This window comes from Caulobacter segnis, from assembly GCF_031454995.1.
Taxonomy (GTDB): Bacteria; Pseudomonadota; Alphaproteobacteria; order Caulobacterales; family Caulobacteraceae; genus Caulobacter; species Caulobacter segnis_E.
Genome location: NZ_JAVDRV010000002.1, coordinates 1,212,820 through 1,224,693, shown reverse-complemented (window position 1 = coordinate 1,224,693; position 11,874 = coordinate 1,212,820). Strand labels below are relative to the sequence as shown.

Genomic DNA, 11,874 nt, shown 5'->3' with positions numbered 1-11,874 from the left:
ATCGACGACGTTTCCAGAGGAGTTCCGCCTTGCGCTATCTGCACACCATGGTTCGCGTCCGCGATCTGGACGCCTCGCTGCGGTTCTACTGCCAGGGCCTGGGGCTCCAGGAGATGTCCCGGATGGAGAACGAGAAGGGCCGCTTCACGCTCGTGTTTCTCGCGGCGCCGGAAGACGTCGAGATGGCCAAGACGCGCAAGGCCCCGATGGTCGAGCTGACCTACAACTGGGATGACGAAGAGTACCTGGGCGGCCGCAACTTCGGTCACCTGGCCTATCGCGTCGACGACATCTACGCGACGTGCCAGCGCCTGATGGACATGGGGGTGACGATCAACCGTCCCCCGCGCGACGGCCACATGGCGTTCGTGCGCTCGCCGGACGGCATCTCTGTCGAACTGCTGCAGGATGGCGCTCTGTCGCCGGCCGAGCCATGGGCGTCCATGCCCAATACCGGCGCCTGGTAGGTCAAACGAGACGGGCGCGGGCCAGGTCTTCCAAGCGCCGGACCGGCGCGTCGGCGATGGCCTTCCAGATCACCCGCGCCAGCTCGACGCGATAGGCGGTCTTGTAGCCGGTGACGAACGGCGAGCGGGCCGCGCCGGGAGGCTCCTTGTTCAGGGCTTCCACCAGGGCTTGGCGGACCTTGCGCGCCTGGACGTCGAAGGCCCCCGGACCGGGCAGGGAGATCAGCCGGTCGATCTCCAGTCCGGCCCGCACGGCCGTTTCGACCATCACCGGAAGGGCGGACAGGTCCGAAGGCGCGACCGCGCGCATCCTGAAGCTGGGCCTGGTGGTGTTCGCGCCGAGTTTTTCGTTGGTGAGTTCGAAATCCAGGATCGCGGCGACGCGGTTCAGCGTCTCTGGCCAGTGATCGTCAGCAGTCGCCATTTACTTGTAGCCCCCCGAGGGCTCCCGATAGCCGGGTTCATTGTGCGAGGAAAGCACTCCCAGCGCGAACTTCACGTTTTGGGTAGACTTCGGCACTGGAAATGCACGGGGCGAGACGCCAGATCCTGGCGGCTCCGATCCGGAGCGAACGTGAGGTTCACCGCATGTCGGATCTGTCCGCCTTCCCGATCACCCGCCGCTGGCCCGCCCAGCATCCCGACCGGATCCAGCTCTATTCCCTGCCGACGCCCAACGGCGTGAAGGTCTCGATCATGCTGGAAGAGACGGGTCTGCCGTACGAGCCGCACCTGATCGACATCGGCAAGAACGAAACCTGGGAACCGGACTATCTGTCGCTGAACCCGAATGGCAAGATCCCGGCGATCATCGATCCCAACGGCCCGGGCGGGAAGCCGCTGGCTCTGTTCGAATCCGGCGCGATCCTGGTCTATCTGGCCGACAAGAGCGGCCAGTTCCTGCCGACCGATCCGGCCGCCCGCTACGAGACGCTGCAGTGGGTCTTTTTCCAGATGGCGGCCATCGGGCCGATGTTCGGCCAATTGGGCTTCTTCCATAAGTTCGCGGGCAAGGACTACGAGGACAAGCGTCCGCGAGACCGTTACGCCGCCGAATCAAAGCGGCTGCTGGGCGTGCTGGAAGGGCGCCTGGCCGATCGCTCCTGGATCATGGGCGACGAGTACACGATCGCCGACATCGCCACACTGGGCTGGGTCCGCAATCTCGTCGGCTTCTATGGCGCGAGCGATCTGGTGGACTACGCGGCCCTGAAACACGTGCCCCGCTGGCTGGAGCGGGGCTTGGCGCGACCGGCCGTTCAGCGCGGCCTCGACATCCCCAAGCGCGCGTGAGGCGAGGGGCCTGCGACCTTTTCGCCTCCGCGTTAAGAATTAGGGTCTGGTTAACCACGATCGCCCGACCCTGCGCGCGTCTTCTTTGAAGGCGCACCACCATCACTGACTTTCCACAGCCCGGTCTCGTACCGGGCTGTTTTTTTAGAACAAGGCGCTTGCATCGCCGCGGGGAGGCGGCTATCACGCGGCCTCTTCTGAGAGCGACCTGTTCCGCGGTAGCTCAGTGGTAGAGCAGCCGGCTGTTAACCGGCTGGTCGTAGGTTCGAATCCTACCCGCGGAGCCACTCTTTCTTTCGCTTCTCCGGAAGATTTCTCACATCCGAAAGCTTAGCCGCCGCACCCGGCGGCCGCGTGCATTTGTCTCGACGCCGGCGGTGTTCGCCGCTTGCATCGACTCCGCGCGGCGGCTATCACGCGGCCTCTCTTGAGAGCGACCTGTTCCGCGGTAGCTCAGTGGTAGAGCAGCCGGCTGTTAACCGGCTGGTCGTAGGTTCGAATCCTACCCGCGGAGCCACTCCCCCTTAATCCCAGACCGGCTTGGACCGGATCGTGATCGGCGCGCCGCCCTCGGTGTGGACCGTGACCCGGTCGCCCTGGCGCTCGAACGTCAGGTCGACGCTTTCGGACCCCACGCGCAGGTGCTCGACACGCAGGCGGTCGATGCCGATGGGCAGGCGAGGGTCGACCAGGATGATCTCGTTGCGATTGGCGTCGATGGTGATGCCCAGGCACGCCTGCAGCATCATGAACACGGAGCCGGCGGCCCAGGCCTGGGGCAGGCAGGCCACCGGATAGGCCACCGGCGGCTCGCCCGGCGAGCGTGGGAAGCCACAGAACAGCTCCGGTAGGCGCATGCCCATCCGGCTGGCGGTCTCGAAAAGATCGGCCGTCAGCTTCACCACGCCGTCTCGTTCGCCATATCGGGACAGACCCATCACGCACAGCGCCGTGTCGTGCGGCCAGACCGAGCCGTTGTGGTAGCTGATGGGATTGAACCGCGCCTCGCCGGAGGCCAGCGTTCGCAGGCCCCACCCGGAGTTGAAGGCGCCCGAGAGCAATCTGTCGGACACCTCGCGCGCCCGTTCCGGCGTCGGCAGGCCACAGAACAGCAGGTGACCCGGGTTCGACGACAACACGCGGCAAAGCTGGCCCTGGCCATCGACGGCGATGCCGTAGTAGCCGCGCTCCTCCATCCAGAAGAGTGTCTCGACCTTCTCGCGCAGGCGTTCGGCTTTCTGGCGCCAGAGCATGCCCTGGCCGACCTCGCCCCGGCGCTCGGCCAGTCGCGCCATGCCGCGATAGGCGGCGAACGCGTAGCCCTGAACCTCGACCAAGGCGATAGGACCCGAGGGATATCGGCCGTCGGCGTGGAAGACCGAATCCTCGCTGTCCTTCCAACCCTGGTTGGAAAGCCCGCTGTCCTGGCCGCGCGCGTAGTCGATCAGGCCGTCGCCATCGCTGTCGCCGTCATGCTCGATCCAGTGCATGGCGCGCACCAGCGCGGGCCAGAGCTCGTCGATCAGCCGGTCGTCGCCCGTCCGGGCCTGATAGGCGTCCGCCAGAGCCACGAATAGAGGCGTGGTGTCGACCCCGCCGTAGTAGCGGCCGAATGGCACTTCGCCCAAGGCCGGCATCTCGCCCTTGCGGGTCTCGTGCATGATCTTGCCCGGAGCGCTGTCGCGGAACGCCGAGCGCTCCTGGGCCTGATGCGCCGCCAGATAGCGCAACACGCCCTTGGCCAGCGACGGCTCGAACCAAAGAATCTGCCAGGCCGTGATGATCGCGTCGCGGCCAAAGGCGGTGGAGAACCAAGGGATGCCGGCATAGGGGTAGGGGCCGGTCTCCATCCGTGTCGTCAGCAGGGCGAGATCCGAGCGGGACTTGCCCAGCCACTCGTTGAACAGCCGGCCCGAACTCTTCAGGCGCGCGCCGTGGCGACGGCGCGAACGCATGTCCCAGCGGGCTTGGGCGGCCGCGTCGCGGTATCGCTCGCGGCTGGGGACGTGGCCGTCGACCGCGCCGATCTCGATATAGAGCTCGATCACGCCCTCGGCCTGCAGGCTGAACATGAACTCCGCCTTGTGGGCGCTCAGGCGGAACGGCGCGTCAGAGAAGCTGACGAAGGAGGATCGCTCGACGCCATCCAGGCCGACATAGCTGTAGGAGACCCGACGGCCGTCGATATGCGGCGGGCCCTTTTCGCCCCTCCGGGCGCGGCGCGTGCCGCGAACCTCGAACATGTCGCGAAAGTCGGCGTCGAATTCGATCGCCATCGGCAGGAGGACGAGGTCGCGGCTGTAGTTCACGCAGCGAATTCGTTCGTAAAGGCGCTCGCCCCACAGGAACCGTTTCCGCTCGATATGCAGCACGCCTGGCGGGCCCATGGGGCCGCCAGGATAGGGCAGAGCCTGATTGGTCGCGTTGCAGGTGAAAAAGACGTTGTCGTGCGCGACGGCGGCGGACAGCAGGGAAGGCGCGTGGCCGCCCAGGGTCAGGCGGTAGTGCGATAGAATTCGCGTATCGTTGTGAAACAGACCATCGCCTTGTCCGGCGATATCACCGAACTGGTCGGCGACGATGAAGGTGTCTTTGTCCTTCAGGGCATAGAGATTCTGCGGTGCGCGGACCTCCGCCGTCACCCCGTAATCGACCGGCGCCTCGATAGCCGGTGCGAGATCGTCCATTGCCCCTCCTTCACGTCATGCGCTCGCCGCGAGCTCGACCAAGGACGGATAGACGGCGGCGCCGTCGCGCAGCCGTTCATAGAGCGCGACGTAACGCCGAGCCATCGCCTCGGACGAGAACCGCTGCTCGAAACGCTGCCGCACCGCTTTTCGATCCAAGCTTTCGACCTGTTTGATCGCCGCGAGCGCCTCTTCGTCGTTATCGACGATGAAGCCGGTGAGGCCGTGATCGATGACTTCGGGCACCGAGCCGCAGCGATAGGCGATGACCGGCGTGCCGCAGGCCATGGCCTCGATCATCACCAGACCGAAGGGCTCGGGCCAATCGATCGGGAAGAGCAGGGCGTCGGCGCCGCCGAGGAAGGCCGACTTTTCGCTATCGCCGATCTCGCCGATGAACTCGATCAGCGGCTCGCCCAGCATCATCGGCGCGATCTTGTCCTCGAAATAGGCGCGGTCGGCGGCGTCCACCTTGGCCGCGATCTTCAGGCGCTTGCCCAGGCGCTTGGCCAGGTTGATCGCGCGGTCGGGGCGCTTCTCGGGGGAGATTCGGCCGAGGAAGGCCAGATAGCCGTCGCTCTTTTCCGAGTAGCCATAGATGTCGGCGTTCATTCCGTGATGCACGGTGCCGGCCCAGTTCGCGAACGGGAGCGGACGGCGCTGGTCGTCGCTGATCGAGACCAGCGGGAATTGCGGCCAGCGCTTGTAGACCGCCGGCAGGTCCTTCAGGTCCAGACGGCCGTGAAGGGTCGTCAGCGTGTTCTCCGCCCGATCCGCGAAGAACGGGAAGTGGATCATGTCGGTATGGAAGTGGATGACGTCGAACTCGCCCGCCATCGCCCGGACCTCGGCGATCTGCGCCATGTGCGCCGCCAGGTCTGATTTCAGGGGAGCGGGGTCGAGCCGGATCGCCTGATCCCGAACCGCGACCAGCTTGGCCTTGGTCTCGGCCTCGCCGCTTGCGAACAGGGTGACCTCGTGCCCGAGATCAACCAAGGCGTCGGTCAAGTGCGCGACAACGCGCTCGGTGCCTCCGTACAGACGCGGAGGAACGGCCTCATAGAGGGGCGTGATCTGGGCGATCTTCATGCGGCGAACCTTGGACGAGGAACTGGAGGCGGCGTTGGGGGCCGCCTCCAAAGAGTTCCGTTGGCCGGCTTTTGTTCCGCCGCGGCCTCGTTGTCGCCTTATTGCGGCGAGGTGTTTTGCGCTGTGCGCGCCATACGCTCCTCGCGAGCCAGCCGCTCGCGCTCCAGGCGAAGATCTCGTCTGTGCCTGCGCCAGCGGCCATAGGCCTTGCGCGCCGCGGTTGTAAATTGCGGCAGGAAATAGATCACGACCAGCGCAACCACCGCCCCGATGATCACGACATTCGCGTTAAGCATGATAAAAACCTCACAAAGCCGACGTGTTTTGGCTTCCCCCCTGGGTGAGCACCAATGGTAGAGTTACCTTTACCATAAACCGCGCGGGATCAATCTGCGTTGAGTGACAAATGGCCGATTGGCGCCCCAAATCCCGTGGTTTGCCCTTTCCCTCATCCCTTCAGGCTTTGTTGTCACCCTTAAGGCCGTTCGGCGGCGCGCTTTAGCCGGCCCGCGCCGCGCGATCGCATTGCGTTTGGGCGACCGCCGGACCTATAAGCCTGCTCGAAAGTCCAGTCCTTCGAGGGATTCCATGAGCACCGACTTCGCCGCCGCGCGGCTGAACATGGTCGAGAGCCAGATTCGCACCGCCGACGTCACCGACCTGCCGCTGCAGGACGCCCTCCGCGTGACGCCGCGCGAGGCGGTGGTCCCCGCCGCCAAGGCCTATCTGGCCTATGCCGACACCGATATCGAATACGCGCCCGGCCGTTGGCTGCTGCGCCCGCGCGAAGTGGGCAAGCTGCTGCAGAACTTGAAGCCGCGCGAGGGCGAGAAGGCCCTGGCGATCGCCGCGCCCTACGCCGCCGCCGTCATGGAAGCGATGGGTCTGTCGGTCACCCGCCTGGAAGGGGATGACCTGAAGGCCGTTCCCGGCGGCGACTATGACGTGATCATCTGCGAGGGCGCCGTCGCGGCCGCGCCGAAGTCGTGGCAAGACGCCCTGGCCGTCGGCGGCCGTCTGGGCGTGATCGAGCGCACCGGTCCGGTCGGGCGCGCCGTCATCTATCTTCGCGCCGAGGACGGCGTGGGTCGTCGCCAGGCCTTCGACGCCTCGCCGCCGATCCTGGCCGGTTTCGAGGTCGAGGCCGGCTTCAGCTTCTAGGGCGACTTCGCGCGGGCGGGCGTCGCAACGTCCGCGTGAAAAAAGCTTAACTAGCGACGGCTGGCGGTCCGACTTACACGCCTCATAGTGTGGTACGCGAGCTTCGCGTGATTGGGGATAGAACCTAGATGTCGAACCGTCGACGGGCCGGATTGCTGGCCGCCGCTTGCAGCGCCGGCCTGATGGCGGGCGTGTTTTCCGCCGCTCATGCCGAAACCCTGGCCGACGCGATCGCCCTGGCCTACCAGACCAACCCGACCCTGCAGCAGCAGCGGGCCAGCACCCGGATCACCGACGAGGGCGTGGTACAGGCCAAGACCGGTTTCCGCCCGACGATCGGCGGTGAGCTGGACGTCACCGGCTCGAAGGCCACCCCCGACACCGGCCCCGACGTGAAGGTCTCGGGCAGCTCCGCGACCCTGTCGATCAGCCAGCCGCTCTATACGGGGGGGCGCGCCAGCGCCAACCTCAGCGCCGCCGAGGCCGATGTGCTGGCCGCCCGCGAGAACCTGCGCGCGGTCGAGCAGAACGTCCTGGTCAATGTCGTCCAGGCCTATGTCGACGTCCGCCGCGATCAGGAGCGCCTGCGCATCGCCAAGGAGAACGTGGCGGTCCTGCAGCGCCAGCTCGACGAATCCAACGCCCGCTTCGACGTCGGCGAGATCACCCGCACCGACGTCGCTCAGTCACAGGCGCGTCTCGCCGCGGCCAAGGCCGGCATGTCCTCGGCCCAGGCGCAGCTGGAAGTCAGCCGCGCGGCCTACGCCGCCGTGGTCGGCCAGACGCCGGGCGAACTGGCGCCCGAGCCCAGCCTGGCCACCTTGCTGCCCGCCTCGGTCGATCAGGCCTTCGAGGCCGCCCAGAGCGCCAATCCGGGCGTGACCTCGGCCCGCTACAGCGAAGAAGCCGCCGCCGCCCGCGTCGCCGTGGCCAAGGCCGGCTATCGTCCGACCGTCTCGGCCCGCGCCTCGTTGGGCTATGCCGCCGACAAGCGCTCGGGCGTCGGCAGCCAGTTCGACGACTACGACCGCACCGTCTCGGGCGCGATCACCGCCTCGATCCCGATCTTCACCGGCGGTCTGACGACCTCGCAGGTCCGCGCCGCCACCGAGCGCGAGAACGCCGCCCGCGGCGCCACCGAGAGCGCCAAGCGCACCGCGATCCAGCAGGTCTCCAACGCTTGGAGCAATCTTCTGGCCTCGCGCGCCAACCTGGTCTCGAACGAGGAGCAGGTGCGCGCCACGCGGATCGCCTTCGAAGGCGTGCGCCAGGAGCAGCAGGTGGGCCTGCGCACGACCCTGGACGTGCTGAACGCCCAGCTGGAACTGTCGAACGCCGAGCTCGCCCTGGTCGGCGCCCGCCGCGACGAATATGTCGCGAGCGCCGTGGTGCTGCAGGCCATGGGCCAGCTGGGCGTGACCAAGCTCGCGGCCAACACGACGGCTTACGATCCGAAGACGTCGTACAACCGGGTGACGCATAGCGTCGGCTGGGTTCCGTGGGAGCCGGTGGTGCAAGCCGTCGACAAGGTGGGCGCGCCGTCGGTGAAAGCTCAAAGTGGGGCGAAGTAGACGCGGTTATCCCGCGTCGTTTCAGCCCACGGCTTATCCTTAAGCTTGCTTAACCTGCTCAAGTCTGCACCATCGTGGCTTAACGCGCGGCGACGTGCGTACAGATTCGTATTTCTTACGACGGCCCCCGCACATGTCCGACCAGAGCTCTCAAGAACCGACGATGGAGGAAATCCTCGCCTCCATCCGGCGCATCATCTCCGAAGATGACGCGCCGGCGGAGCCTGCGGCCGAGGAGGCTCCCGCGGCCGAACCCGAGCCGCTGCTGGAGCCAGAACCCGAACCGGCCATGGATTTCGCGGGCGAGGGGGACGGCGAAGACGTTCTTGAACTGACCGATCCGATCGAACCCGAGGTGGAGGCCGAGCCGCCGCTCGAGACCGTGGGTGACATCGACGTCTATTCGCCGCCCGCTTCGGAGCCCGAGCTCGAGCCGGCCCCGCCGCCCTCGGTCCCGACCTTCAACCGCGACGAAGCCGCTGATAATCTGGTCGGTGAAACGGCCGCCTCGGCCGCCGCCTCGGCGTTCGGCAGCCTGAGCTCGGCCCTGCTGATGCCCAAGGATGGCCGCACGCTGGAAGACGTGGTGCGCGAGTTGCTGCGCCCGCTGCTCAAGGAGTGGCTGGACCAGAACCTGCCGCGTATCGTGGAAACCAAGGTCGAGGAAGAAGTCCAGCGCATCGCTCGCGGTCGCCCCTAGGCGCGCTCGATCGGCGAAGAATCGAGGCGGTCGCCGCGGCGGCCGCCTTTTTCGTTGCGAATTACCCCACAAATCCAGGCCCCGCCGGTTCCCCGAGCGGGCCGCAGATGGCATATCCCCACCGCCATGCTCGAAAAGACCTTCGATCCCAAATCCGTCGAACCCCGCCTGTACGCCGCCTGGGAGGCCTCCGGGGCCTTCAAGCCCGTCGAGGATCCGAGCGCCGAACCGTTCGTCATCGTGATCCCGCCGCCGAACGTGACGGGCTCGCTGCACATCGGCCACGCGCTGAACAACACGCTGCAGGACGTGCTGACCCGTTTCCACCGGATGCGCGGCAAGGCCGCCCTTTGGCTGCCGGGCACCGACCACGCGGGCATCGCCACCCAGATGGTCGTCGAGCGCCAGCTGGCCGCCGCTGGCAACATCGGCCGTCGCGACATGGGCCGCGACGCCTTTGTCGCTAAGGTCTGGGAATGGAAGGCCGAGAGCGGCGGCGCGATCACCAACCAGCTGCGCCGCCTGGGCGCGTCCTGCGACTGGTCGCGCGAGCGCTTCACCCTGGATGAAGGCCTGTCGGCCGCCGTCCGCAAGGTGTTCGTCCAGCTCCACAAGCAGAACCTGCTGTATCGCGACAAGCGCCTGGTCAACTGGGACCCGCAGTTCCAGACCGCCATCTCCGACCTCGAAGTCGAGCAGAAGGAGGTCGACGGCGCCTATTGGCACTTCGCCTATCCGCTGGCCGATGGCGTCACCTACCAGCACCCGATCGCCTTCGACGAGGACGGCAAGCCGACGCAGTTCGAGACCCGCGACTACATCGTCGTGGCCACCACGCGTCCCGAAACGATGCTGGGCGACACCGGCGTCGCCGTTCACCCGGACGACGAGCGCTACAAGGGCCTGGTCGGCAAGTTCGTGACCCTGCCGATCGTCGGCCGCCGCATCCCGATCGTCGCCGACGACTACGCCGACCCGACCAAGGGCTCGGGCGCGGTCAAGATCACGCCCGCCCACGACTTCAACGACTTCGGCGTCGGCAAGCGCGCGGGCCTGGAAGCCATCAACATCCTGACGGTCGAGGCCAAGCTGAACGAGAACGTTCCGGCCGAGTACCAGGGCATGGACCGCTTCGTCGCGCGCAAGGCCATCGTCGCCCGCGCCGAGGAAGAGGGCTGGCTGAAGGAGATCGAGAAGACCAAGCACATGGTCCCGCACGGCGACCGTTCGGGCGTGGTCATCGAGCCCTTCCTGACCGACCAGTGGTACGTCGACGCCAAGACCCTGGCCCAGCCGGCCCTGAAGGCGGTCGAGAGCGGCGAGACCGTCTTCGAGCCCAAGCACTGGGAGAAGACCTACTTCGAATGGCTGCGCAACATCGAGCCCTGGTGCGTCTCGCGCCAGCTCTGGTGGGGCCACCGCATTCCGGCGTGGTTCGGGCCGGAAGGCTCGATCTTCGTCGAAGAGACCGAGGAAGCCGCCTACGCCGCGGCCAAGGCCCAGTTCGGCGAGAACGTCGTCCTGACTCAGGACGAAGATGTCCTCGACACTTGGTTCAGCTCGGCCCTGTGGCCGTTCTCGACCCTGGGCTGGCCCGAGAAGACCGCCGACCTGGCCAAGTTCTACCCGACCAGCACCCTGGTGACGGGCTTCGACATCATCTTCTTCTGGGTCGCCCGGATGATGATGATGGGCATCCACTTCATGGGCGAAGCGCCGTTCAAGCAGGTCTTCATCAACGCCCTCGTCCGTGACGAGAAGGGCGCCAAGATGAGCAAGTCCAAGGGCAACGTGATGGATCCGCTGATCCTGATCGACGAACTGGGCTGCGACGCCGTGCGCTTCACCCTGACGGCGATGTCGGGTCAGGCGCGCGATATCAAGCTCTCCAAGCAGCGCATCGAGGGCTATCGCAACTTCGGCACCAAGCTGTGGAACGCCTCGCGCTTCGCCCAGATGAACGAGTGCGTGCGCGTCGAGGGCTTCGATCCGGCCACCGTCCAGCAGCCGATCAACAAGTGGATCCGCGGCGAGACGGTCAAGACCGTGGCCGAGGTCACCAAGGCCCTGGAAGCCCCGTCGTTCGACGAGGCCGCCGGCGCGCTGTACCGCTTCGTCTGGAACGTGTTCTGCGACTGGTACCTGGAGCTGGCCAAGCCGATCCTGAACGGCGATGACGCGGCGGCCAAGGCCGAGACCCGCGCCACCGCCGCCTGGGCGCTGGACGTGATCCTGAAGCTGCTGCACCCGGTGATGCCGTTCATCACCGAGGAGCTGTGGCAGAAGACCGCCGAATTCGTCGGCCCGGCCCGCGAGAGCATGCTGATCTCGGCTAAGTGGCCCGAGCTGCCCGCCGACTGGATCGACGCCGAGGCAGAGGCCGAGATCGGCTGGCTGGTCGAGACCGTGGGCGAGATCCGCTCGATCCGCGCCGAGATGAACGTGCCGCCGTCGGCCAAGCCCGCGCTCAGCGTCGTCGGCGCTGGTCCCGAGACCAAGGCCCGTCTGGCCCGCCACCGCGACCTGCTGCTGACCCTGGCGCGTCTCGACAGCGCCCGCGAGGCCGACGCCACGCCCGCCGGCTCTGTTCCGATCGTGATGGGCGAGGCGACCGGCGCCTTGGCCATCGCCGACTTCATCGACCTAGCCGCCGAGAAGGCGCGCCTGACCAAGGAGATCGCCGGCCACGTCGGCGAGATCGAGAAGGTCAACAAGAAGCTCGGCAACCCCGACTTCCTGGCCCGCGCCAAGGAAGAGGTGGTCGAGGAGAATCGCGAGCGTCTGGCCGAGGCGGAAGCGGCCAAGGCCAAGCTCGAGGCGGCGCTCGGACGGCTGGCGTCGGTGGGGTAAAGACGACCTAGACCTGCCTTCCTTGCCCTGAAATGGGGGGATGCACCGGTACTGGA

Annotated in this window: 10 protein-coding genes and 2 tRNA genes; 8 read left to right on the top strand and 4 right to left on the bottom strand. The window is 66.6% G+C overall.

Annotated elements, in window-relative coordinates; genetic code table 11:
• Positions 1-29 precede the first annotated feature (29 nt).
• A complete protein-coding gene (locus J2728_RS11630) occupies positions 30-467 on the top strand; it encodes a VOC family protein (RefSeq protein WP_309999239.1) in 438 nt (145 codons plus the stop codon).
• Position 468: 1 nt separating this feature from the next.
• Here the strand turns inward: J2728_RS11630 and J2728_RS11625 are convergent, their stop codons facing one another.
• On the bottom strand, positions 469-891 hold the full coding sequence (locus J2728_RS11625) for a hypothetical protein (RefSeq protein ID WP_309999237.1): 423 nt from the start codon (positions 889-891) through the stop codon (positions 469-471).
• A gap of 164 nt (positions 892-1,055) precedes the next feature.
• Between J2728_RS11625 and J2728_RS11620 the strand changes: the two genes are divergently transcribed.
• The 3 genes from J2728_RS11620 (at position 1,056) to J2728_RS11610 (ending at position 2,277) form a co-directional block, all read left to right on the top strand.
• Positions 1,056-1,760: a glutathione S-transferase N-terminal domain-containing protein gene (locus tag J2728_RS11620; protein WP_309999235.1), complete on the top strand. Its 705-nt coding sequence runs from the start codon at positions 1,056-1,058 to the stop codon at positions 1,758-1,760.
• Between the two features lie 212 nt (positions 1,761-1,972).
• A tRNA-Asn gene (locus J2728_RS11615) sits at positions 1,973-2,047 on the top strand.
• 155 nt (positions 2,048-2,202) lie between these two features.
• Positions 2,203-2,277 (top strand) — tRNA-Asn (locus J2728_RS11610).
• A 7-nt stretch (positions 2,278-2,284) separates the two neighbouring features.
• Here the strand turns inward: J2728_RS11610 and J2728_RS11605 are convergent.
• From J2728_RS11605 to J2728_RS11595, 3 genes are all read right to left on the bottom strand, one after another.
• Positions 2,285-4,447 carry an amylo-alpha-1,6-glucosidase gene (locus J2728_RS11605; protein ID WP_309999233.1) on the bottom strand — a complete coding sequence of 721 codons (2,163 nt, stop codon included), beginning with the start codon at positions 4,445-4,447 and terminating at the stop codon, positions 2,285-2,287.
• Positions 4,448-4,462: 15 nt separating this feature from the next.
• Positions 4,463-5,536 carry a glycosyltransferase family 4 protein gene (locus tag J2728_RS11600; protein WP_309999231.1) on the bottom strand — a complete coding sequence of 358 codons (1,074 nt, stop codon included), beginning with the start codon at positions 5,534-5,536 and terminating at the stop codon, positions 4,463-4,465.
• Positions 5,537-5,634: 98 nt separating this feature from the next.
• Positions 5,635-5,832, bottom strand: a complete 198-nt coding sequence (locus J2728_RS11595) for a hypothetical protein (protein WP_309999230.1) — start codon at positions 5,830-5,832, stop codon at positions 5,635-5,637.
• A gap of 292 nt (positions 5,833-6,124) precedes the next feature.
• Here J2728_RS11595 and J2728_RS11590 point away from each other — a divergent pair, with 292 nt between their 5' ends.
• From J2728_RS11590 to J2728_RS11575, 4 genes are all read left to right on the top strand, one after another.
• Entirely contained in the window at positions 6,125-6,697 is a 573-nt protein-coding gene (locus tag J2728_RS11590) for a protein-L-isoaspartate O-methyltransferase family protein (RefSeq protein WP_309999229.1), read from the top strand.
• 128 nt (positions 6,698-6,825) lie between these two features.
• Positions 6,826-8,268, top strand: a complete 1,443-nt coding sequence (locus J2728_RS11585) for a TolC family outer membrane protein (protein WP_309999228.1) — start codon at positions 6,826-6,828, stop codon at positions 8,266-8,268.
• Positions 8,269-8,401: 133 nt separating this feature from the next.
• Positions 8,402-8,968, top strand: a complete 567-nt coding sequence (popZ, locus tag J2728_RS11580; protein WP_309999227.1) for a pole-organizing protein PopZ — start codon at positions 8,402-8,404, stop codon at positions 8,966-8,968.
• Positions 8,969-9,094: 126 nt separating this feature from the next.
• A complete protein-coding gene (locus tag J2728_RS11575; RefSeq protein WP_309999225.1) occupies positions 9,095-11,818 on the top strand; it encodes a valine--tRNA ligase in 2,724 nt (907 codons plus the stop codon).
• Positions 11,819-11,874 lie beyond the last annotated feature (56 nt).